The following is a 23177-nucleotide window of genomic DNA, read 5'->3' as shown; positions in this document are numbered from 1 at the left end:
CCACCCTCTGAATTGCCGTCACCAGGCATGTTCCAATTGGCTACAAATTAAATATTTGTGATAACAATCACATTGACACGAGGTTTGCGAAAATCATAAAGAGTGACCTGAGTCACATTAAAAAGCCGTTCACGATGAAAAAGATCGAAATGTAGCCAAACTACAGCGCCTGAATGTGACCGGCGTCACCATGAAGGGAGGGGGGATGTCAGGGTATTTGAGAACTGGGTCACAAGATACCCCGTTTTCAGCCTAATTTGATCACAAGCTGGTAGATTGAAGTTGCTTAGACGACAGGGATGGGGGTTCGGCAAAACCCGTCATCCCGACTACCACTTTCAATCACACAGGCTTAAAACGGGGTCCCGACATGTTATCACCGGATACCAAAGTCAAGATACAGAATTTTGGACGCTTCCTGTCCAATATGGTCATGCCCAACATAGGCGCCTTCATCGCCTGGGGCTTCATTACCGCCCTCTTCATCCCCACCGGCTGGCTGCCAAACGAAACCTTGGCCAAGCTGGTCGGCCCCATGATCACCTACCTGCTGCCCCTGCTGATTGGCTATACCGGCGGCAAGCTGATCGGGGGTGAGCGGGGTGCAGTGGTCGGTGCCATCACCACCATGGGCGTCATAGTGGGGACCGACATCCCCATGTTCATGGGCGCCATGATGGTCGGCCCGCTGGGTGGCTGGGCCATCAAGCGCTTCGACAAGGCGATGGAAGGCCGGGTCAAGAGTGGCTTCGAGATGCTGGTCAACAACTTCTCCGCCGGCATCATCGGCATGTTGTGCGCCATCCTCGCCTTCTTCGTCATAGGTCCCTTCGTCAAGGTGCTCTCCGGCGCCCTGGCCGGTGGCGTCGACTTCCTGGTCGCCCACGGTCTGCTGCCGCTGACTTCCATCTTCGTCGAACCGGCCAAGATCCTCTTCCTCAACAACGCCATCAACCACGGCATCTTCTCGCCGCTTGGGATCCAGCAGGCCACCGAGCAGGGTCGCTCCATCTTCTTCCTGATCGAAGCGAACCCGGGTCCGGGTCTGGGGGTGCTGCTGGCCTACATGGTGTTCGGCCGTGGCGCCGCCAAGCAGTCCGCCGCCGGTGCCTCCATCATTCACTTCTTCGGTGGCATCCACGAGATCTACTTCCCCTACGTGCTGATGAACCCGCGCCTCATCCTGGCGGTCATTGCCGGTGGCATGACAGGGGTCTTCACCCTGACCCTGTTCAACGCCGGTCTGGTCTCCCCGGCCTCCCCGGGCTCCATCTTCGCCGTGCTGCTGATGACGCCGAAAGCCTCCCTCATCGGGGTGCTGCTCTCCATCATCGCCTCCGCCATCGTCTCCTTCCTGGTCGCCGCCGTGTTCGTCCGTGCCCAGCAGCCGGAAGCCGACGAGGCCGATGCCCTGGGTGAAGCCACCCGCAAGATGAAGAGCATGAAGGGTGCCAAACCCGAGACCTCTGCGGCCAAGAAGCCGGGTGCCGAGCTGACTGCGGTGCGCAATATCGTGGTCGCCTGCGATGCGGGCATGGGCTCCAGCGCCATGGGCGCCGGCCTGCTGCGCAAGCGGGTGCAGGCCGCCGGGCTCAACATCAGCGTGACCAACCGCGCCATCGATCAGCTCGACGATCAGGTGGACTGGGTCATCACCCACAAGGATCTGACCGAGCGGGCCCGTCGCCATGCGCCTCACGCTCACCATATCTCCCTCTCCAATTTCCTCGACAACGCCCTCTATCAGGAGCTGGTGCAGAACCTCAGCCTGGCCAGGGCCGCCAACGACGACGTGGCCAACCCGCAACTGCTGGTGGCGGCCAACGACGACAGCTACGAGCCGCAGGCCGCCGAGGTCTTCACCCTGAGCCTCCAGGACGTGCACCTGGGCCTCAAGGCCGACAACAAGGAGGCCGCCATCCGGGCTGCCGGCAAGCTGCTGGCGGAGCGGGGCTATGTGGCGCCCGACTACGTCAACGCCATGCTGGAGCGTGAGCAGCTGGTCTCCACCTACCTCGGCGAGTCCATCGCCGTCCCCCACGGCACCATAGCCGCCAAGGAGCACGTGAAGCGTACCGGCATCGTCATCTGCCAGTACCCGGCCGGGGTCGCCTTTGGCGAAGCCGCCGACGAGGTGGCGCGCCTGGTGATCGGCATCGCCGCCCGCAACGACGAACACATGCAGGTCATAACCCGCCTGACCAATGCACTGGATGAACCCGGTCTCATCGACCGGCTGGCCAGCACCCAGGATCCCCAGGAGTTCCTGGATCTGCTGGGGGCCGAACAGGCTGCCTAATCGTCCTTCATCGTCTTTGGTTATAGAGGTTAATATCATGAAAACATTGCATTTTGGTGCCGGCAACATAGGCCGTGGCTTCATCGGAAAACTGCTGGCGGACGCCAGCCATCAGGTCACCTTCGCCGACGTCAACGAGACCCTGATCGATCAGCTCAATCACCGCCAGGAGTACAAGGTGCACGTGGTGGGCACGGATCAGAAGCTGGACGTGGTGCGCAACGTGGCGGCGGTCAGCTCGGCCGGGCACGAGGTGATAGCCCGCATCATCACCGCCGATCTGGTGACCACGGCGGTGGGCCCCAACATACTGGACAAGATAGCCAGCACCCTGGCCAAGGGGCTGCAGGCCCGCTTCGATGCCGGCAACCTGACCCCGCTGAACGTCATCGCCTGCGAGAACATGGTGCGCGGCACCAGCCACCTCAAGCAGGAGGTACTCAAGTACCTGCCGGTCGCGTATCATGCCACCCTCGACAACTGCGTCGGCTTCGTCGACTCGGCGGTGGATCGCATAGTCCCCCCCGCCGCGGCCAACGATGATCCGCTGGAGGTGACGGTAGAGAGCTTCAGCGAGTGGATCGTTGACCAGACCCAGTTCAAGGGGGCGCTGCCCCAGGTGGCGGGCATGGAGCCCACCGACAACCTGATGGCCTTCGTCGAGCGCAAGCTGTTCACCCTCAACACAGGGCACATAGTCACCGCCTACCTCGGCAAGCTGCGGGGCTATCGCACGGTGCGGGAGGCGATCGAGGATCCGCTGATCCGCAGCAAGGTGCGCCGCGCCATGGAGGAGAGCGGGGCCGTGCTGGTGAAACGCTACGGCTTCGATCCGCGCCTGCATGCCGCCTACATAGAGAAGATCCTGTCCCGCTTCGCCAACCCCTATCTGGTGGATGAAATCGACCGGGTCGGCCGTCAGCCGCTGCGCAAGCTGGCGGCGGGGGACAGGCTGGTGAAGCCGCTGCTCGGTACCCTGGAGTACGGCCTGCCAAGCGACCACCTGCAGGAGGGCATAGCGGCGGCGCTGCACTACCACAATGCTGACGATCCCCAGGCGGTGGAGCTGCAGGCCCTGCTGGCGGAACTGGGCCCGGCCAGGACCCTGGCCCGGGTGACCGGGCTGGATGAAGGCAGCGACATCGTCCGTGCCATCGTCGCCCGTTATGACACCTTGAAGTGACCCCATGGGGCGCACTCGCCGGCAGCCCGAGCGCATGGCGAGTGACGCCGCCCCATATGATAAAAACCGGGAGAGAGGCACTCTCTCTCCCAGTCAGCCGGACCTTAAGCACCTATGACCACACACCAGGAAGATGATGTACTGGAGCGACTGAACGAGCAGGATGGCCCTCGCGGCTTCTTTCTCGAGGTCGTGACCATCCTGGAAGAGGCGGTCGACTCCCTGATGCGGCGCGCGTTCCGCCAGGAGGAGTATGCCGTCAAATACGCCATCGACCCCCTTCTCAATCAGAGCGGCCCCCTCGGCCAGCTGGAGGTGCGCCTCAAGCTCATCTTCGCCCTCGGCCTCATCTCCCTCGAGCACTACCAGGATCTCGAGGCCTACCTGAAGATCCGCGATTTTCTGGTGCGCGACCCCAAGGATTATCGCTTCAGCGACAAGCCGATCCGCGACCTGCTAAGCCGCCTGCATGCCATCCATCAGACCAGCATGATGCCGCAGGATCCCCCGGCCAACGAGGAGGACTGGCCCCTCTATCAAATGCAGCTCAACCGGCTCGATCAGATGGTGCGCTCCGCACTGGTGCTGGCGGTGACCGACTGCGTCACCGAACTCCACAAAGAGAGCCCCATCTGATCAGGCCTGCCCGCTGAGGCTACTCCCGGGATACCGGCCTCCCCGAGGCCGCCTCTACCGGGTGTCAATTTGCCCTCCTTCCCCGCTACACTACTCCCAACCCCATCACCCACCCGAGGTTGGCATGATTGCACTCTCTCTCGCCGGGATCGCCCTGATCTCCCTGCTCGCCCAGTGGCTCGCCTGGTCACTGCGGGTCCCCGCCATCCTGTTCCTGCTGCTGAGCGGCCTCTTGCTTGGCCCGGTGACAGGCGTGCTCGACCCGGATCAACTGCTGGGGGAGCTGCTGTTTCCGCTGGTGTCGCTCTCGGTCGCCATCATCTTGTTTGAAGGGGCCCTGACCCTGCACCTGACCGAGCTCAAGGGGATAGGCAAGGTGGTGCGCAACCTCTGCTCCACCGGCATGCTGGTCAGCTTCGCCGTCATAGGCGCCGCCAGCTACTGGCTGCTGGGGCTGGACTGGCGGGTCGCCATGGTGCTCGGCGCCGTGCTGGTGGTGACAGGGCCGACCGTGGTCGCTCCCATGCTCAGCGTCATTCGGCCGGTGCGGGAGGTGGACAAGATCCTTCGCTGGGAGGGGATAGTCATCGACCCCATCGGCGCCCTGTTTGCGGTATTGGTGTTCGAGGCGGTGCGCCTCGGCAGCCAGGGGGATCTCATCGATCACACCCTGCTGGCCCTGGCCAAGACGGTGGGAGTGGGTTCGCTGATCGGGGTAGCGGCCGGCTGGATCACCACACTGATCATGCGCAAGGACTGGTTGCCGGTCAGCCTGCACAAGTTCGGGGTGCTGGCCCTGGTGCTGGTCACCTTCACCCTGTCGGACTGGCTCAGCCACGAGTCCGGGCTGCTGGCGGTGACGGTGTTCGGCATCTGGCTCGCCAATCAGGAGGGACTGGATCTGGAGGAGGTGCTGGCATTCAAGGAGGATTTGGCGGTCATCCTCATCTCTTCCCTCTTCATACTGCTGGCGGCCCGCCTCGATCTGGCCCAGCTCTGGCAGCTCGGCCCCATGGTGCTGGTACTGCTGTGCGTGGTTCAGTTCGTGGCCCGCCCGCTCTGCATCCTGGTCTCGACCCTGGGATCGGATCTCCCCTGGCGCGCCCGGGCCCTGCTCGCCTGGATAGCCCCCCGCGGCATAGTGGCGGCGGCGGTCAGCGCCTCTTTTGCCATCAGCATGCACGAAGCCGGCATTGAAGATGCCGACAAGCTGGTGCCCCTGGTGTTTGCCGTCATCATCTTCACAGTGGTGTTGCAGAGCCTGACGGCGACCCCATTGGCCAGGCTGCTCGGCATGCGCCAGCCCGCTCCCGACACCTGGCTGCTGATCGGCGCCAATTCGGTGGCCCGCGCCATAGGCCGGGCGCTGGCGGATCAGGGCATAGCGGTCCATCTCTCCGATCCGGCCTGGGAACATTGCAAGCTGGCCCGCATGAGCGGCCTGCCCTGCTACTTCGGCAATCCACAATCGGAACACGCCGAGCTGCACCTGCCTCTCACCAGCATACATACGGTGCTGGCCCTTTCCCCCAACCGTCACAACAACGCCCTGGGGGTGCTGCACTTTGCCCACCTGTACGGGGAAGAAAAGGTCCACTCCCTGCGCTCCAGCGAGCAGCACGGCAAGGCGAACCGGGAGAGCGCCACCTTCCGTGCACGCCAGGATCTGTTCGGGCCCGAGATGAATTTCGCCCGCCTGAGCGGCCTGCTGAGCCGGGGCGGCCAGATCAAGGCGACCCGCCTGAGCGAGGCCTTCGACTGGACCCAATATCAGGATGCCAATCCCGGCGCCATTCCCCTGTTCATCGTCGATGCCAGGGGAAAACCCCGGGTCGTCACAGGCCCGGTGGCGCCGCTGGCCGGGGAGCTGCTGATCGCCCTGCAGCCACCACGGGAGCCCCAGGCGGCCTGATGCGCCGCCATCTCCGGCGACCCGGGCCTGCGACCGCCGCGGGCGACTAGACTTGAGGGTAGCGCCATGAGTCACAGGAGGATGTCATGACAGTCAGCGAATTGCGTGCGCTTCACCAGCAGCACAGATTCAGGGAGGCGGAGATCATGCATGACATCATCTCCCCCGGCTGGGTAGTGGAGTTTCGGGGTCAGGACGGCCATCTCTACATGATGACGGACACCCTGGGTTGCCCGATGAGTTTCTCCTCGACCGAAGAGGCTCGCGACCATATCCACCTGGTAGCCGATTGCCCCATCCAGGTCGAGCACCTCTATCGCTTCTTCGAGCGTTGAGGCAGACACCAGCAAAAAAGGCTCCACAAGGAGCCTTTTCTCATTCCGGCTGCAGTGGCTCGGCTTCCTTGCCCTCCAGCCGCCTGACCGGCTTTTGCAGGATCAGGTTGGCCGGGTAGGTCACCAGATCGCCGTTGTCATCCCTCACCCGCAGGTAGAACAGGCCTATCTCGGTGATGACGCCGGTGACTGAGTCATCCTTGTCGAGGATGCGGATCCGGTCGCCGATCTTGTAGGGGAAGGCGAAGAAGATGGTGATGCTGGCGGTGATGTTGGAGAGGATCGACCATTGCGCCACCATGGCGACGCCGAGCACGGCAAAGAAGGAGGAGGCGAGTACCACCAGCCGGGAGAAGTCGAGCCCCCACACCCCTGCCAGGATCAGCAGGGTGGCGCAGCCGAGCAGGAAGTGGAACACATGCTCCACATAGAGCACCCGGTTTTCGCTCACCTGTCGGCTCTGTCCTAGCGCCATCAGGCTCTTGTGAATGAGGCCGCGGATCAGGGTGTGTCCCAGCAACAGCAGCAGGGTCACACCAAAGGATTCCCATGTCGTCATGCGCGCTCCTTACCACCAGCGTCGATATTTGAGCCAGACCGCCAGCCCGGTCGCCAGCCCCACCAGAGATCCGCAGAAGATCCAGAAGGCGGTCGGGCTCTCGGCCCCGGGGATGCCACCCAGGTTGATGCCAAACAGGCCGGTCAGGAAGCTGGCGGGCAGGAACATCAGCGCCATCACCGACATCTGGTAGGCACGGCGGTTGGTGGCCTCCGCCGTCAGGTTGTTGATCTCGTCCGCCAGCACGGCGGAGCGAGCCACCCCGGCGTCCAGATCGTCCAGCCAGCGGCGCAGTCGATCGGCGATGTCGAGCAGGCGCCGACGGTCATCCTCATCCAGCCAGGTGAGCTTCTCGTTGGCGAGGCGCGCCACCAGATCCCGCTGGGGAGAGAGGTAACGGCGGATCATGATGAGCTGCTTGCGGATCCGCGCCAGTCTGCCGTTGGCGGGCAGTTCACGCATCAGCACTATCTCTTCCAGCTCAAGGATCTGATCGTGCAGCTCCTCGACAAACTCCCCCGCCCTGTCGGTCAGGGCATCGCAGATCTCCACCAGCCAGTCGGCGGTAGAGATGGCGCCCCCCCCCAGCGCCAACTGCTGGAAGACATCTTTTTCCGACAGCAGGGAGCGACGGCGACTGCTGAGGATGAAATCCGGGGTGATGTAGATGCGCAGCGCCACCATCTCCTCGGGCCTGTGATCCTTGTTGTGATTGATGCCACGCAGGATCAGCAGCACAGTCTCCCCCATCCGCACCAGCTTGGGCCTGTTGCTCTGGCCGAGCAGGGATTCGCGCGCGGCGTCATTGAGCAAGGGGGTCTGCAACAGCCAGCGGGCCGCCTCCGGATTGCCGTAATCCAGATGCACCCAGCTGGGCTGGGCTGCCGGGATCTCGCTGCCTGTGGCAAGCGGGGTCATGCCCCCCTTGCCATCCAGGGTCAGACCATAAATTACGTCACTGGGCACCCGATCCATCTCGTCTCCTTCTCATTCATGCTCAGGCCCCAGCTTACACGAAAGCGGGAGCCGACTCAGCCCCGCACCGGGAAGGGTGCGCCTGTGCTACCATGCCCGCTCTCGTTTCATGCCCGTTTCAACTACAGGAAACCATGCCATGCCCATCTGGGTCGATGCCGATGCCTGCCCCATTCCGGTCAAGGAGATCCTCTACCGCGCCGCCCACCGCGCCCAGGTCGTCACCACGCTGGTGGCCAATCAGGGGCTGCGGGTTCCCCCCTCCCCCTTCATCAAGACCCAACAGGTGGAGAAGGGATTCGATGTGGCGGATCATGTCATTGCCCAGCAGGTTCAGCCCGGCGATCTGGTGATCACCGGCGACATACCTCTCGCCTCCTGGGTGATCGATGCTGGCGGCGAGGCGCTCAATCCCCGTGGCGAGATCTACACCCGCGAGACCATCCAGGCCCGGCTCGGCATGCGCAATTTCATGGAGGAGCTGCGCTCGGCCGGGGTTCAGACCGGCGGCCCGGCCCCCTTCAACGCCGCCGACAAGCAGAGCTTCGCCAATGCCCTCGACAAATGGCTGCTCAAAGGCAAGCTGACCTGAGTCATAACAACAGGGGCAAGGCTCATGACCTGGCTGATGATGAGCCCCCTGCCCCCAGATGGCTGATAGCTCACCGCTTGCCGGCCCATCTTTCCCCATCACCTGGCGCTATTCTTGACCCGCAGACGGCGCCCACCCACTCCCCGTGCCAGCCCCGCCCATAAGATCCATTCCGGATATAACTTTTTGTGTCGATTTCGTCAAAAAACCATATTTTTAATTCTATCACTATAGATTGAATTATCAGCGTCGCTATCCTAGACATATTAAAACATCACAAATAATATCTTTGTCATTATGAATGATGCCAATTAATCCATGTCTAAAAGGATGCTTTAAATAACTACCAAATATTGAATATGCCTGATCGATAAAAATAAAACCCAATCATAACAACACCTTTTGTGATTTCATTATCCATTAAACATTGAGGCGGCCATAGCTGCAGGATTCGCTGTTCCCATACAGAAGTACCGGGATGATCTTCACTTCATATTAAGCACAGGGATTGAAGGGGAATATCAATGAGCAAGCCAATGAATGTATTTCTTTCACTGTTTTTCACTCTTTTCTTATTTAGTTGCGGTGGGGGAGGTGGCGGAGGAGAGGATAACCCAACCAATCCGGCGCCCGTCACCAAGTCACTGACCCGAATCGACATATCAGCCGACACCGCGGGTAACAAGGCGCGGGCCGAAGCCAACCCCAGCACCCCGCTCGGAATCAGCACCCAATACCTGGCCATCGCGACCTACAGCGACAACAGCACGGTCGACATCACGGAGCAGGCAAGCTGGAGCAGCTCGGACACCAGTGTCGCGACCGTAGATGACAAGGGCCTGGTCACGCCCCTCAGGATGAGCGCCACGAAGATCACGGCAAGCTATCAGGGGATCACCAGCAACAGGTCTGAATTGACCATTACAGACGCCATCGCGACCAAGGTCACCATTATTCCCCCCACCGCCAGACTGGCCAAGGGACTGTCACTGCAACTGCAAGCCATCGCCACCTTATCCGATGATACGACCAGGGATGTCTCGACCCAGGCTACCTGGCTGACCAACGCCAGCGGCCTGATAAGATGCGCCGCCCTTTCTCCACACAGTAACCATCATGACCGCCCAAGGGCACCTGCTCTTCTCTGTTACCTGCGCCCTGCTCGCCCACAAACTCCAGCTCACCCCGGCACTGGCCGATGCCAGCCTGTGGCAGCCATCAAGACCATTCCTGCCGCCTTGGCCAGCGCGCTGCTGCCCGACCTCGATCATCCCAAATCGGTGCTGGGACAACGACTGCCGTGGATACTCGAAACCCCTGTCGCGACTGTGTGGCCATCGCGGCTTCACCCACAGTCTGCTAGCCACAGTGCCATCGCCATCTGGGGACTAAATGAGCGAGGCCGACGCCCAGCTCTGTGCCTGTCGGGGTCAAAGATGCGCTGATCGTCGGCTACCTCAGTCATCTGCTGGGACTGGCCTGAAGAAAGTGAAGGAAGAGATCGACGAATAGCGCCGTGACGGGCCGCGCTGGCGGCCCCTCCCATGGAGTCTTGCCATGACAACCTCATCTGAAGTGAAAGTGTGGGATCCCCTCATCCGGCTGTTTCACTGGGCTACCGTCACCCTCTGCCTGCTCAACTTCTTCGTGCTGGAAGAGGGGAGCAAGCCCCACCGCTATGTCGGCTCACCCTGGCCTTCCCTGCTGCTGGACTGAGCAGTCAGCTCAGCCAGCGGAGCCTACAGCTGGTACCAGGCGTCACGGCCAGTAGTGGAGCAGCAGTGATCCCGCCATCGCCACCGTCAGCCTGACCGGTCTGGTCACCGCTGTCGCCCCCGGCAGCGCCACCATCAACGGCATCCTGGACGGCCAGAGTGCAACCATCCAGGTCACCGTCACCAACGCCACCCTCAATGCCGGTGGACTCACCATCACGGTACCGCCCATGACACTGGCTGCCGGCCTCACCGGCCAGCTTGCCGCCAACGGGGCCTTCAGCGACGGCACGACAATCCATGTCACCGCCAGCGTCCAATGGAGCAGCGATAACCCTGCCGTTGCGAATGTCAGCCAGAGCGGGCTGGTTACCGCCGTCGCCCCGGGCATAGCCATCATCACGGGCACCCTGGATGGTCAGAGTGCAACCCTGCAGGTCACAGTTACCGATGCCACGCTCAACACCGGCAGCCTGACCATCACTGTGCCTCCATTGACTCTGGCTGCGGGCCTGACGGGTCAGTTGACCGCCAGCGGGACCTACAGCGACGGCACCACCAGAAACGTCACTGCCGATGTCAGCTGGGTGAGCGTTACCCCCTCCGTTGCCACCGTGGGTCTGCACACCGGACTGGTCACCGCCGTCATCTCGGGCACAGCCACCATCACCGGCACCCTGGACGGTCAGAGTGCGACCATCCTGGTCACCGTCACCAACGCCACCCTCAATACTGGCGGGCTCACCATCACAGTCCCCCCCATGACCCTGGCCGCCGGCTTGACGGGGCAACTGGCCGCCAGTGGCAGCTATAGCGATGGCAGCACCACTGATGTCACCACCGCTGTCAGTTGGTCCAGCAGTGACACCGCCGTTGCCACCGTAGGCCTGCATACCGGTCTGGTCACCGCCGTTGCTCCGGGCACCGCCATTCTCACCGGTATCCTGGACTCAGGATCACTGTTCCGCCACTGACTCTGGCTGCAGGCCTGACCGGACAGCTAGGCGCCAGCGGCAGTTACAGCGATGGCAGCACCCTCGATGTCACCACAGATGTCAGCTGGTCCAGCAGTGACACCGCCATTGCCACCGTAGGTCTGCATACGGGTCTGGTCACCGCCGTTGCCCCAGGCACTGCTATCCTCACCGGCACCCTGGACGGCCAAAGTGCCACCCTGCTGGTCACCGTCACCCAAGCCGTGCTCAACCCGAATGGCCTCACCATTACGGTGCCACCGCTGACCCTGGCCGCCGGTCTGACCGGCCAACTCGCCGCCACTGGCAGTTACAGTGATGGCACCAGCGTGGATGTCACGGCAGATGTCACTTGGACCAGCAACAATCCGATTGTCGCCGCCGTTGGCCTCAACACAGGCTTGGTGAACGCAGTACTACCGGGGACGGCCATCATCACTGCGACCCTGAATGGCCAAAGCACTACGCTGGTCGTGACTGTGTCCAATGCTGTTGTCACCAGCGTGATGATTGAACCCATCAGCTCGCTGGCAGCTGGCACGACGGCACAATTCAAGGCCACGGCGACACTCAGCAACCTGGCGACGCTGGATGTGACGGCTCAAGCCAACTGGCAGAGCAGTGACCCAGGGATCATCACAGTCACGTCGGCTGGCATGGCTACTGGGGTCGCACCAGGGAGTGCCACCGTCAGCGTCGACGTCCAGGGCTTTGTCGCCAGCCAGTCGGTGACCGTCAACAATGCGGTGTTGACCAGCCTGGTGGTCAGCTCCACCAGCGACCTTAATGTGCTGAACCTGGCAAGAACCATCACCTTCACTGCCACGGGGCACTATTCGGATGGCAGCACCCAGAATGTGACCAACAGCGTGATATGGCGCATGAACGGCGGTCTGCTGACACTGGGACTGGGCAACACCTACGTGCTGGTTGCGCTCATCGGCGACACCAACTTCCAGGCAGAATTGAATGGCGTCTCCAGCAACATCCTGATTTACCCAGGCCTGTTGTGACGAGACTGAATCTCTGGCAAACAAAAAGGGTCCCTCGGGACCCTTTTTACTGCCATATGGGTAATGGCTAGATCATCACACCGGCGATCACGGCGGAGAGCAGGCTCACCAAGGTGGAGCCGTACACCAGCTTCAGGCCGAAGCGGGAGACCATGTTGCCCTTCTCTTCGTTCAGTGCCTTCACCGCACCGGCGATGATGCCGATGGAGCTGAAGTTGGCGAACGACACCATGAAGATGGAGAGGATGCCGACGGTGCGGGGCGAGAGATCGGCGGCAATCTTGCCCAGATCCATCATGGCCACGAACTCGTTGGTCACCAGCTTGGTCGCCATGATGGAGCCGGCTTGCAGCGCCTCACCACCCGGGATGCCGAGGATCCAGGCGATCGGATAGAAGAGGTAGCCCATGACGTACTGGAAGTTGACGCCAAACGCCATCTCGAACAGGTAGTTGATCAGGGCGATCAGGGCGATGAAGCCCACCAGCATGGCGGCCACTATCACGGCAACGGAGAAACCGGCCATGATGTACTCCCCCAGCATCTCGAAGAAGTTCTCTTTCTTCGGGGTGTGGTGCTCGTCACCCTCGGCGATGGCCTTCAGGTCGGTGACCGAGTTGTCCGGCTCGTACGGGTTGATGAGCGACAGCACGATGAAGGTACTGAACATGTTCAGCACCAGCGCAGCCACCACGTAACGCGGTTCGATCAGCTGCATGTAGGCACCGACGATGGACATGGAGACGGTGGACATGGCCGTCGCCGCCAGGGTGTACATCTGCTTCTCGTTCAGATGCGGCAGGGTGTTTTTGAGCGCGATGAAGTTCTCGGACTGGCCGACGATCATGGAGCTGATGGCGTTGAAGGACTCCAGCTTGCCCATGCCGTTGATCTTGGCCAGCACTGTGCCTATGCCACGAATGACGATGGGCAGCAGACGGATGTACTGCAGTATGCCGATCAGCACAGAGATGAAAACGATGGGCATCAGCACCATCAGGAAGAAGGAGAAGGCCCCTTCGTTGACCAGGCCACCGAACACGAAGTCGGTCCCCTGCTTGGCAAACTCCATCAGCTTGGTGAAGCCGGCGGCGAAGCCACCCACGACTGCCAGGCCCACTTCGGAGTTCAGCATGAACCAGGCCAGCGCCAGTTCCACCACCAGCAGCTGCCCGATATAGCGCAGCTTGATCTGTTTCCAGTTGCGGCGGTTTGCCAGCAACGCCAACGCGAGGACCATCACGAGTCCAAGCACAAAGTGAACGTATTCCATACCTGTAGCACCTGAATGAATTGTTATTTTTGACCGGCGCCATCATAAAGAATCGTATATTTAAAAATCAGATAGCCATCACAATCTGGCTCAATAATATGTATGCGAGATAATACAAACGTTTTTAAATTAATTAACCATTAACGGTATATTAATCGCGCAACATCAAGTTGAAATCACCTTATAAAACATGTCGATAGGAATATTCTGATTGCGCGGACAACGCTAATGGATATTCCAGTATCATTTTCGCAACACTCCTTCCCATGCACGGTACCTATTTCAGCCTGGAAATTTAATCAACCAGAATAGAAAACGTTTACCCCTGATAAATAATTAGCGAACCACTGCAAACATTCACCAGGTGCCACCCCGGTTGCACCCCTCTGTCGCCATGGGAACAGATGAACCCGCCCTGAGGTTGCACCGGCTTAAGCGTTCAAAAATCCGCCACATCCGGTGCCACATTCTGGTATGATGCGCGGCCTTAGCGCTCGCGCATCCCCGTTTTCTCCGAAATAGAGTCCTTTTGTGAACAACAGCGAATTTAGCAGCCTCAATCTCTCCCCCGCCCTGCAAGAGAACCTCACCAGCCTGGGTTACCTGCAGATGACCCCGATCCAGGCCCAGAGCCTGCCCCTGGTACTCGAAGGCAAAGACCTGATCGCCAAGGCCAAAACCGGCAGCGGCAAGACTGCCGCCTTCGCCTTGGGCCTGCTCTCCCGCCTCAACGTCAACCGTGTCGACGTACAGGCCCTGGTGCTCTGTCCGACCCGCGAGCTGGCGGATCAGGTGGCTCAGGAGATCCGTCGTCTGGCCCGCGCCCTGCCGAACGTCAAGCTGGTGACCCTGTGTGGCGGCACCCCGACCGCGCCGCAATCAGCCACCCTGAGCTTCGGCGCCCACATCGCCGTCGGCACCCCGGGTCGTATTCTCAAGCACCTGGAGCAGGGTACCCTGGAGCTCTCCAGCCTGGAGACCCTGGTGCTCGATGAAGCGGATCGCATGCTGGACATGGGCTTTGGCGAAGACATCAACCGCGTCATCAGCTATGCCCCCGAGCGCCGCCAGACCCTGCTGTTCTCCGCCACTTATCCGGAGGGGATAGCCCAGATGAGCCGCGGCGTGCAGCGCAATCCGGTCGAGGTGAGTGTGGAGTCCCTGCACGAAGGCAGCGCCATCGAACAGAAGCTGTATGAAGTGCCGGCCGGTCAGCGCCTCGACGCCCTCACCTGGCTGCTCAGCCACTATCAACCGAGCTCCTGCGTGGTGTTCTGCAACACCAAGCGCGCCTGCAACGACGTGGCCGATCACCTGGCCGCCAAGGGCTTCTCGGCCCTGGCGCTGAACGGCGATCTGGAACAGCGGGAGCGGGATCAGGTGCTGGTCCGCTTTGCCAACGGCAGCGCCACCATACTGGTCGCGACCGACGTAGCGGCCCGGGGCCTCGACATCAAGGAGCTGGGCGCCGTCATCAACTTTGATCTGACCTATGACCCTGAAGTGCATGTGCACCGCATCGGTCGTACCGGTCGTGCCGGCCAGCAGGGCCTGGCCCTGAGCCTCTATCAGCCCAACGAAGCCCAGCGCGTCAACCTGATCGAGGAGTACCAGCAGGCGCCGATGCCGCTGGGGGATCTCGACACCATAGGCCGCGACATCAAGCCGATAGCACCGCAGATGGTGACCCTCTCCATCGATGCGGGTCGCAAGACCAAGGTGCGGGCCGGTGACATCCTGGGCGCCCTGACCGGCGAAGGTGGCATTGCTGGCGCCGATGTGGGCAAGATCCAGATCTCCGAGCAGTACTCCTACGTGGCGGTCAAGCGTCAGGTGGCAAGCGCCGCCCTCAAGCGGCTGCAGGAAGGCAAGATCAAGGGGCGCACCTACCGCGCCCGCAAACTGGGCTAAGGTTCTTCACAAGCCCTTAGCCAGACCACAGGCGCCTGACAGGCGCCTGTTTCATATATTTCGATGCCGCCATGCGGCAAGACAGGCACCATGACCCAAGCAATCCAAACCGACGTGAGCTGCCAGAACTGCGAAGCCTGCTGCTGCCGCCTCGAAGTGATGCTCTTTACCGATACCGGCGTGCCGGATCGCTATGTGCTCGATCGGGAAGGGGAAATCCCCGTGATGCGCCGGCTGGAAGATGGCTGGTGCGCGGCCCTGGACCGCAACACCATGATGTGCCGCATCTACGAGGTGCGGCCGCTGATCTGCCGCGAGTTCGAGATGGGTGAGCCCGACTGCGTCGACGAGCGGGACAAGTGGTTTATCAAGCTGAGTTGACCAAGGGGTAGCAAGCCGCGCTGGGCTGCCCTATCAACGATGTGCAACTTCTATGAGGTGCGGCCGCTGATCTGCCGTGAATTCGAGATGGGTGAGCCCGACTGCGTCGACGAGCGGGACAAGTGGTTTATCAAGCTGGAATGAGACGGGCAGACAAGACGGCCCCGGACTGCCGGGTCAACTCACCGATGTGACGTCGCCGCCGAGCTGCTCCCCCAACCAATGGATGGCCGCCGCCTCCTGCTCGAAGTAACCCACGGCCCTGAACGGCAGATCGCTGAAGACCTGATCCGCCAGATAGCGTTTGAACCCGCCCACCACCACGACAGCGAGAAAGGCGCAGCCATTGGCGGCGCACCAGCCAAACTGCCGACGAAAGCGCGCCAGCACCTCGGGACCGGCGGCCTCGAACTCGGTCGCCACCTCGACGATCCCCCAGGGTGCATCGCGCAATCCTGCGATCTGCTGGCTGAAGGCAGCCTCATAGGCCATGGCGCCCGCCAGATTGAAGGGGCCGCTCGGGCGGCAAATCAGCACCTGCCCCTGTCGCTGCATCTCGAAATGGCCGTGTGGTTGCAAATGCACGTCCCCCTCCTCCCCTGAATTTTTCGCCGCGCCGACGCCGCCTGATGTTGCAACAAGGTAAGGATTTATATGCAAAAAGTCCATCGAGCCCAGGCCATCACCGACAGACATCGACGCCAAATGGCACAGTTTCTGTGCGCAACGAAGTGAAGGCGGAGCCAGCATGTTCTGTTGCAGTTAATAAAACGTTGCTGCTATCATCCGCGCCAACCAAACATTCCACCAACTGAAACCTTTAGCCTGGGCGCAAGGATCAAAGATGAAGAATCAAGACGCAAGTTATTACCAAAGGATCTGGCGCTGGCATTTCTATGCCGGTCTCTTCGTCGCCCCCTTTCTGATCCTGCTTTCTCTCACCGGCATCCTGTACCTGTACAAGCCCCAGCTCGACAACCTGCTCTACCCCGAGTTGATGAAGGTGACCCCCGCCACCCAGGCCCTGAGCGCCGATCAACTGCTGGCCAAGGCGAAGATCGCCATGCCAGATGCCAGCCTGCGCAAATACCTGCCCCCCGTGGCCACCGACGCGAGCGCCCAGCTCATCGTCAACCAAGGTGAGCGCGAGCTGACCCTCTTCATGGATCCCGCCAGCGGCGCCCTGCTCGGTACCATGGACAACAAGTGGAACCTGCAGGCGGTGGCCCGTGCCCTGCATGCGGAGCTGCTGCTCGGCACCACAGGGGATCGGCTGATCGAACTGGCCGCCGGCTGGGGCATAGTGCTGCTCGTCAGCGGACTCTACCTGTGGTGGCCGCGCAAGGGACCCGGCGTAGGGGGCATCCTCTGGCCCAGAATGAACCAGCGCGGACGCCTCTGGTGGCGCGATCTGCACGCCGTGGTCGGCTTCTGGGGGGCGGGTTTCCTGCTGCTGCTGCTCTTGAGCGGCATGACCTGGACCGGCTTCTGGGGCGATCAGTTCACCAACGTCTGGAACCGTTTCCCGGCCGCCATGTGGAACGAGGTGCCCAAATCCGCCCCTCTCGCCCGCACCCTCAACCATGCCCATGAACAGACTGTGCCCTGGGCCGTCGAGAACACCCCCATGCCGAGCTCGCAGCCGGCGCCGGAAAGCCATGATCACAGCGCCATGAACCATGGCGGGGAACACGACGGCATGGTCATGGCCAGCCACCGCATCCCCCTGCAACGGGTAGTGGAGATCGCCACCGAGCGCGGGGTTCACCCGGGTTACAGCATCACGCCGCCGGTCGGTGACACAGGCGTCTATACCATAGCCCTGTTCGCCGACGACCCGCGCAACGACGCCACCCTGCACATAGATCAATACAGCGGCAAGGTGCTGGCCGACGTGCGCTGGCAGGATTACGGTCCGGTCGCCAAGACGGTGGAAACCGGCGTCATGCTGCACATGGGCAAGATCTACGGCTGGCCCCACCAGCTCGTCATGCTGATCATCTGCCTGATGGTGCTGGCAAGCTCGGTGAGCGGGCTCTGGATGTGGTGGAGCCGCCGCCCCAAGGGCCGGCTCGCCGCCCCGCCCCTGCCCGCCAAGTTGCCCCCCATGGGCGGCGCCATCGCAGTGCTGGTGCTGCTCGGGATCTGCTTCCCCCTGGTGGGCGCCTCCATGCTGGTCATCTGGCTGCTGGACTGCCTCTTCTTCTCCCGCCGGACCGCAGTGGCGCCAGCCAACTAAGGCCATTCGGCGTCGATAGCTGCAAACCATAAACAAGAAGGGCTCCTCATCAGGAGCCCTTCTTGTTTCATCCCGCCCTATTTCATGGCCTCGACCAGCGCGATGATCTTGCGCGCCTTCTCGAAGTGGTCGAGTTTCTGGGTCTGGATCCACCAGGTCGCCGCCTCCATCAGCAGCTCGGGATCGTCGTTCCTGTTGGCGAAAAAGGCATAGAAGGAGACGCCCACCCCCTCCCCCTTCTGGCCGATCTTCTGGTGGCAGACCCGGATGATCTTCTCTCTCAGAGATTCACGCATCTGTCGTTTTCCCTCCGGCCTGCGTCCGGGCAAAGCCCTCCCGCAGCGCCTCCAGGGGCAGGTAGCGACCGATCACCACCAGCCGCGAGCAGGGCACCTCGTCACCCCAGGGAGAGCCGTAATCGAACCCCGCCACCCTGTGCACCCCCTGCACTATCAGCCGGCGCGGCTCCCCGGCGATGGCCAGCACCCCCTTGTAGCGCAACATGTCGTTGCCATGCTGCTCTATGCACTGCTCCATGAAGGCCCCTATCTTCTTCAAGTCCAGCTCGCCCCCCTCGAACAGGTGGGCCGAGATGACATCCTGCCAGGAGCGGGGCCGAGCCGAGAGGGGCGCAAACGCCTCGACGCCCTGACCGCCCCCACGCACTATCTTGATGCCTTGGCTCAGGCTCAGCTCGTCGCTGAGGGCGAAGGCATCCAGATCGAGCCAGAGCCCGGCCGGGCACTCCCCCCGCACTATGTCGATGATCTGCGCCTTGGGGTTGATGCCCTGGACTCGCGCTATGGCCGCCTCCCGGGTCGCTCCGTCCACCCTATCCGTCTTGGTGAGCAGTATGCGGTCGGCAAAGCCGAGCTGGGCCGCCGCTACCGGATGCTCATCCAGTTGACGACCTATGTGTTCACAGTCGGCCAGGGTGATGACGGCATCGAGGCGCAGGGCATCCCGCAGCGTTTCTTCAACAAAGAAGGTCTGGATGATGGGGGCGGGATCGGCGAGCCCCGTGGTCTCGACGATCAGCCGCTCGAACTGCAACTCCCCCGCCGTCCGCCGGGCCAGCAGATCACTCAGGGCGGCCCGAAATTCACCCCGCACGCTGCAGCAGACGCAGCCGTTGCTGAGCTCCACCACGCTGACCCCCGAGCCTCCCTCCAGCAGGGCACCGTCGATATTGGCGGCGCCGAACTCGTTCTCGAGGATGGCCACGGAGGCATCGGCGTGGTGGCGCAGGAAGTGGTTGAGCAAGGTGGTCTTGCCGGCGCCGAGAAAACCGGTCAGCAGGGTGACCGCTACAGCCTGGGTCATGATGAAAGTCCTGTGGTGAGGGGATATATCTAGCCAGAGCCGAGAAAACCATTCAAGCAAGGGTGACCACTACCGCTTGCGTCATGATGGGCTCCGGTGATGGATGTATGAGGGGCCGTTGAGGTTTCATCGCGACAGCGCCGAAACCTCAACGTCTCCTAACAGCAGCGCCCGCCATTCTTGCCGCCGTAGCGGGCATCCTGGCGTTCGCGAAAGAACTCGTCGTGGCTCATGGGGGTCTGCTCCGGGTGGGTCAGCCGCATGTGCTGCACATAGTTGTCGTAGTCGGGTACGCCCACCATCAGCCTGGCGGTCTGCCCCAGATACTTGCCCGCCTTGGCCAGGGTATCAAACATGCTTGCTCCTTGTTCGCCGTCAGTGAGGAGCCGGCACCCTGGGGTGCCGGCCTGCTGACTTACTTGAGGCTGGGGGCCAGATCGCTGTCGTCGTCAGTATCGTCATCAGACTGGGGTCGGGTGGCACCCTGTTGCGCCGGCATCGGCTGATAGGGGGTCTCGTTGGCGGTCGGCTGCGGGTTCTGCAGCGCCTTGAGGGCCGTCTTCAGGGAGAAGCCGGCGAGCACCACCACCACCCCCATGAAGAAGATGGTCAGCCCCGCATCGAGGCGGTTGTTGAACACCAGCTGGGCCAGCTGGAACTCGGTGTACTGGGCCGGGATGGTGCCGCTGTCGATCATCCCCTGGAACTTGTTGGCTATGGCCAGGAAGCCGAGCTTGGGATTGTCGCTGAAGGTCTTCTCCCAACCCGCCGACAGGGTGCAGATGAGCAGCCAGCTGGTGGGCAGCAGGGCCACCCAGGCATAGGCCTGACGCTTCATCTTGAACAGCACCACGGCGCACAGCATCAGCGCCATGCCCGCCAGCATCTGGTTGGCGATACCGAACAGCGGCCACAGGGTGTTGATGCCGCCGAGCGGGTCCACCACCCCCTGATGGAGGAAGTAACCCCAGGCCAGCACGCACAAGGCGGTCGCCAGCAGGTTGGCAGGCAGGGAGTCGGTGCGTTTCAGGGAGGGGGAGATGACCCCCATCAGATCCTGCAGCATGAAGCGCGCGGCCCGGGTGCCGGCATCCACGGCGGTGAGGATGAAGAGCGCCTCGAACAGGATGGCGAAGTGGTACCAGAAGGCGACGTTCATCAGGCCGCCGAGGGCGCCGTGCAGTATGTAGGCCATGCCGACCGCCAGGGTCGGGGCACCGCCGGCACGGGAGATGATGCTCTGCTCACCCACCTCGCTGGCGATGCGGGTCAGGGTCTCCGGGGTGATCTGGAAGCCCCAGCTGCTCACCACGGCGGCGGCGGAGACCACCACGTCGGCGGTGCCCGCCGGTGCCAGCACCGCCAGGGGGCTGTTCATGGCGAAGTAGACGCCCGGATCGATGACGCAGGCGGAGACCAGCGCCATGATGGCGACGAAGGACTCCATCAACATGCCGCCATAACCGATGAAGCAGGCCTGGTTCTCGTTGGCCAGCATCTTGGGGGTGGTGCCGGAGGAGATGAGCGCATGGAAGCCGGAGACGGCGCCGCAGGCAATGGTGATAAACAGGAAGGGGAACAGATCCCCGGCCCAGACCGGGCCTGTCCCGTCCACGAACTGGGTCAGCGCCGGCATCTGCAGGGTCGGCTGGGTCACCAGTATGCCGATGGCCAGGCCTATGATGGTGCCTATCTTGAGGAAGGTGGAGAGGTAGTCACGGGGCGCCAGCAGCAGCCAGACCGGCAGCACAGAGGCGACGAAGCCATAGCCCACCAGCATCCAGGTCAGCTGCACCCCGTCGAAGTCGAAGTAGGGAGCCCAGGTCTGGCTCTCGGCCACCCAGCCACCGGAGACGATGGCGAAGATGAGGCACACCAGCCCTATGATGGAGACCTCACCGATGCGCCCCGGCCTCAGGTAGCGGGTGTAGATCCCCATGAAGATGGCGAGCGGTATGGTGAAGGCCACAGTGTAGGTGCCCCAGGGGCTGTGGGTGAGCGCCTTGACCACTATCATCGCCAGCACCGCCAGTATGATCACCATGATCATGAAGGTGGCGACCAGGGCGATGACCCCGGCGACCGGGCCCATCTCCGACTTGATCAGCTCGCCGAGGGAGCGACCATCGCGACGGGTGGAGACGAACAGCACCATGAAGTCCTGCACAGCCCCCGCCAGCACCACCCCGGCCAGCAGCCAGAGCATGCCGGGCAGGTAGCCCATCTGGGCCGCCAGCACGGGGCCGACCAGGGGACCGGCGCCGGCGATGGCGGCGAAGTGGTGGCCAAACAGCACCTTCTTGTCGGTCGGCACATAGTCCAGACCGTCGTTGTGGCGCACCGCCGGCGTCATGCGGCTGCTGTCGACCGCCAGCACCCGCTTGGCGATGAAGAGCCCGTAGTAGCGGTAGGCGATAAGATAAACGCACACAGCCGCGACCACTATCCAGAGCGCGTTGATCTGCTCGCCCCTGTTGAGGGCGATGTAACCGAGGGAGCTGGCGCCCAGCAGTGCCAGCAACCCCCATCCAAGATGTTTCCCTAACCTGTCCATAAGCCTGTCCCTGCCATTGGTTTTTTACATATGAAGCCCCATACGCTTACATCTCTATAGCAATCGACGCCGTGCCACAATCGAGGCCCGTCACAAGTCGGCGACCCGCTCCGAGAATTTCTCAATATTGCCAGCCGGATCACGGCCATCAGGCCTGTAGCAGGAGGGAAAAGCGCTGAAATGCTTGAAGAAAATGGCAAGGCACACCAACAGTAAGGGCCCCTTCAACGGGGCCCTTCTTGGTCTGACACATTACAAACAGCGCCAGTTCATGGCGGCACAGCGCTCAGGAGAGCGCCAGCCCGACCGAGAGCAGCAGGCTGAACAGGAAGGCGCTGATGGCGGTCTTCTTGAGGGCGCCGGTCAACACCTCGCCATCGAAGCTCTCGCGCAGGGTGCGGGCGGCATCGGTGAGGGGCTTGATGGCGGGCAGGAAGATCCAGGGCCAGACACTCGCGGGCTGGGTCAGCAGGAAGGCGATGGTGGCCAGCAGCGCCGCCCCCAGCAGCCCCCAGTGATAGGCGATGGCGCGGTTGCGGCCGAGCCGCACCGCCAGGGTGATCTTGCCGCTGGCGGCATCGCTCTCTATGTCCCGCACATTGTTGATGTTGAGCACGGCGGTGGCCAACAGGCCGCAGGCGGTGGCGGGCAGCAGCAGATCCCATTCCAGGGTATGGGTGAACAGGTAGTAGGAGCCGAGCACCCCCAGCAGGCCGAAGAACAGGAATACCGAGATGTCCCCGAAACCGCGATAGCCGTAAGGGGTCTTGCCCACCGTGTAGGTGATGGCCGCGACTATGGCCGCCCCCCCCAGCAGGATGAACGTCAGGATCTGCTGCCACTGCTCCCCGAAGGCGCAGACCAGCAGGGAGAGGCCACTCACCACGGCCGCCAGCGCGGTCAACCCCATGGCGATGCACATCTGATGGCGGGTGATGAGACCGGATACCACGGCACGCTGGGGCCCGATCCGCTCGCCGTTGTCGGCCCCGGAGACCGCATCACCATAGTCATTGGCCAGGTTGGAGAGGATCTGCAGCAGTATGGCGGTCAACAGGGAGAGGCCCATGATGGCGCCGTCGAAGGCCCCCCGGCTGGCTGCGAGCCCCGAGCCCAGCAAAATGGAGGAGCACGCCAGGGGCAGTGTTCGCAAACGCGCCGCCAGCAACCAAACAGAGAAGGTATTTGTCATATTGTGATGGCCAAACAATCAGATATTGATCGTGTTAAGGGTTATCGAACCGGATTTAGGTATACTTGGCTCCGTGGGGGCTGGGCTCCCTCGGGCAATTTACATGGAAGA

The 23177-nt window shown here is 62.0% G+C and carries 21 protein-coding genes and 2 pseudogenes; 14 read left to right on the top strand and 9 right to left on the bottom strand.

The genetic code is table 11. From position 1 onward, the window contains the following. The first annotated feature begins 370 nt into the window (after positions 1-370). From ACF2JD_RS19805 to ACF2JD_RS19785, 5 genes are all read left to right on the top strand, one after another. Entirely contained in the window at positions 371-2299 is a 1929-nt protein-coding gene (locus ACF2JD_RS19805) for a PTS mannitol transporter subunit IICBA (RefSeq protein WP_440988035.1), read from the top strand. A gap of 37 nt (positions 2300-2336) precedes the next feature. Continuing rightward, the gene (locus tag ACF2JD_RS19800; protein WP_162627234.1) at positions 2337-3482 is read left to right on the top strand and encodes a mannitol-1-phosphate 5-dehydrogenase; all 1146 of its coding nucleotides are present in this window, start codon (positions 2337-2339) and stop codon (positions 3480-3482) included. A 114-nt stretch (positions 3483-3596) separates the two neighbouring features. Then, positions 3597-4118, top strand: a complete 522-nt coding sequence (locus ACF2JD_RS19795) for an MltR family transcriptional regulator (protein ID WP_440988034.1) — start codon at positions 3597-3599, stop codon at positions 4116-4118. Between the two features lie 124 nt (positions 4119-4242). Beyond that, positions 4243-6030 carry a cation:proton antiporter gene (locus tag ACF2JD_RS19790; RefSeq protein ID WP_106885099.1) on the top strand — a complete coding sequence of 596 codons (1788 nt, stop codon included), beginning with the start codon at positions 4243-4245 and terminating at the stop codon, positions 6028-6030. Positions 6031-6116: 86 nt separating this feature from the next. Further along, positions 6117-6365 carry a hypothetical protein gene (locus tag ACF2JD_RS19785; protein WP_025325558.1) on the top strand — a complete coding sequence of 83 codons (249 nt, stop codon included), beginning with the start codon at positions 6117-6119 and terminating at the stop codon, positions 6363-6365. A 40-nt stretch (positions 6366-6405) separates the two neighbouring features. Here ACF2JD_RS19785 and ACF2JD_RS19780 read toward each other — a convergent pair whose 3' ends face one another. Both ACF2JD_RS19780 and zntB read right to left on the bottom strand, forming a co-directional pair. Continuing rightward, entirely contained in the window at positions 6406-6924 is a 519-nt protein-coding gene (locus ACF2JD_RS19780; protein WP_139744098.1) for a mechanosensitive ion channel domain-containing protein, read from the bottom strand. 9 nt (positions 6925-6933) lie between these two features. After that, positions 6934-7899 (bottom strand): zinc transporter ZntB, encoded by a 966-nt coding sequence (zntB, locus tag ACF2JD_RS19775; RefSeq protein WP_106885101.1) that lies wholly within the window; start codon positions 7897-7899, stop codon positions 6934-6936. 139 nt (positions 7900-8038) lie between these two features. Between zntB and ACF2JD_RS19770 the strand changes: the two genes are divergently transcribed. From ACF2JD_RS19770 to ACF2JD_RS19745, 6 genes and pseudogenes are all read left to right on the top strand, one after another. Further along, positions 8039-8491, top strand: coding sequence for a YaiI/YqxD family protein (locus tag ACF2JD_RS19770; protein WP_440988033.1), 453 nt, complete (start codon positions 8039-8041; stop codon positions 8489-8491). A gap of 524 nt (positions 8492-9015) precedes the next feature. After that, the gene (locus tag ACF2JD_RS19765) at positions 9016-9936 is read left to right on the top strand and encodes an Ig-like domain-containing protein (protein WP_440988032.1); all 921 of its coding nucleotides are present in this window, start codon (positions 9016-9018) and stop codon (positions 9934-9936) included. Between the two features lie 112 nt (positions 9937-10048). Further along, a pseudogene (locus tag ACF2JD_RS19760) lies at positions 10049-10177 on the top strand (cytochrome b/b6 domain-containing protein); the annotation flags it as partial. Positions 10178-10436: 259 nt separating this feature from the next. Continuing rightward, on the top strand, positions 10437-11180 hold the full coding sequence (locus tag ACF2JD_RS19755; RefSeq protein WP_440988031.1) for an Ig-like domain-containing protein: 744 nt from the start codon (positions 10437-10439) through the stop codon (positions 11178-11180). Continuing rightward, positions 11162-11314: pseudogene (locus ACF2JD_RS19750) on the top strand (hypothetical protein); the annotation flags it as partial. The gene ACF2JD_RS19755 and the pseudogene ACF2JD_RS19750, both read left to right, overlap by 19 nt. A gap of 90 nt (positions 11315-11404) precedes the next feature. Continuing rightward, positions 11405-12193 (top strand): Ig-like domain-containing protein, encoded by a 789-nt coding sequence (locus ACF2JD_RS19745; protein WP_440988030.1) that lies wholly within the window; start codon positions 11405-11407, stop codon positions 12191-12193. Between the two features lie 67 nt (positions 12194-12260). Here the strand turns inward: ACF2JD_RS19745 and ACF2JD_RS19740 are convergent, their stop codons facing one another. Further along, the gene (locus ACF2JD_RS19740; protein WP_111910686.1) at positions 12261-13466 is read right to left on the bottom strand and encodes a NupC/NupG family nucleoside CNT transporter; all 1206 of its coding nucleotides are present in this window, start codon (positions 13464-13466) and stop codon (positions 12261-12263) included. Between the two features lie 531 nt (positions 13467-13997). Here ACF2JD_RS19740 and dbpA point away from each other — a divergent pair. Then, on the top strand, positions 13998-15377 hold the full coding sequence (gene dbpA, locus ACF2JD_RS19735; protein WP_440988029.1) for an ATP-dependent RNA helicase DbpA: 1380 nt from the start codon (positions 13998-14000) through the stop codon (positions 15375-15377). 90 nt (positions 15378-15467) lie between these two features. Then, positions 15468-15758 (top strand): YkgJ family cysteine cluster protein, encoded by a 291-nt coding sequence (locus tag ACF2JD_RS19730; protein WP_139744102.1) that lies wholly within the window; start codon positions 15468-15470, stop codon positions 15756-15758. Between the two features lie 177 nt (positions 15759-15935). On the opposite strand, the gene ACF2JD_RS19725 is transcribed toward ACF2JD_RS19730, so the two are convergent. Further along, a complete protein-coding gene (locus ACF2JD_RS19725) occupies positions 15936-16343 on the bottom strand; it encodes a hypothetical protein (protein WP_440988028.1) in 408 nt (135 codons plus the stop codon). 259 nt (positions 16344-16602) lie between these two features. Between ACF2JD_RS19725 and ACF2JD_RS19720 the strand changes: the two genes are divergently transcribed. Beyond that, positions 16603-17997, top strand: a complete 1395-nt coding sequence (locus ACF2JD_RS19720; RefSeq protein WP_440988027.1) for a PepSY domain-containing protein — start codon at positions 16603-16605, stop codon at positions 17995-17997. 77 nt (positions 17998-18074) lie between these two features. Here the strand turns inward: ACF2JD_RS19720 and ACF2JD_RS19715 are convergent, their stop codons facing one another. From ACF2JD_RS19715 to ACF2JD_RS19695, 5 genes are all read right to left on the bottom strand, one after another. Continuing rightward, entirely contained in the window at positions 18075-18293 is a 219-nt protein-coding gene (locus tag ACF2JD_RS19715) for a DUF6500 family protein (RefSeq protein ID WP_408817775.1), read from the bottom strand. Beyond that, positions 18286-19320 (bottom strand): GTP-binding protein, encoded by a 1035-nt coding sequence (locus ACF2JD_RS19710; protein ID WP_440988026.1) that lies wholly within the window; start codon positions 19318-19320, stop codon positions 18286-18288. Before ACF2JD_RS19710 ends, ACF2JD_RS19715 begins: the two co-directional genes overlap by 8 nt. Before the next feature lie 158 nt (positions 19321-19478). Beyond that, the gene (locus ACF2JD_RS19705; protein WP_025325546.1) at positions 19479-19676 is read right to left on the bottom strand and encodes a YbdD/YjiX family protein; all 198 of its coding nucleotides are present in this window, start codon (positions 19674-19676) and stop codon (positions 19479-19481) included. 59 nt (positions 19677-19735) lie between these two features. Further along, a complete protein-coding gene (cstA, locus tag ACF2JD_RS19700; RefSeq protein ID WP_440988025.1) occupies positions 19736-21874 on the bottom strand; it encodes a pyruvate/proton symporter CstA in 2139 nt (712 codons plus the stop codon). A 286-nt stretch (positions 21875-22160) separates the two neighbouring features. After that, positions 22161-23066, bottom strand: coding sequence for a 1,4-dihydroxy-2-naphthoate polyprenyltransferase (locus ACF2JD_RS19695; protein WP_440988024.1), 906 nt, complete (start codon positions 23064-23066; stop codon positions 22161-22163). Between the last annotated feature and the right edge of the window lie 111 nt (positions 23067-23177).

It is taken from the genome of Aeromonas ichthyocola (assembly GCF_046087985.1).
In the GTDB taxonomy this organism is placed as follows: Bacteria; Pseudomonadota; Gammaproteobacteria; order Enterobacterales; family Aeromonadaceae; genus Aeromonas; species Aeromonas rivipollensis.
Note: the sequence above shows the minus strand (reverse complement) of the source record. Positions and strands in the feature narration are given on the sequence as shown.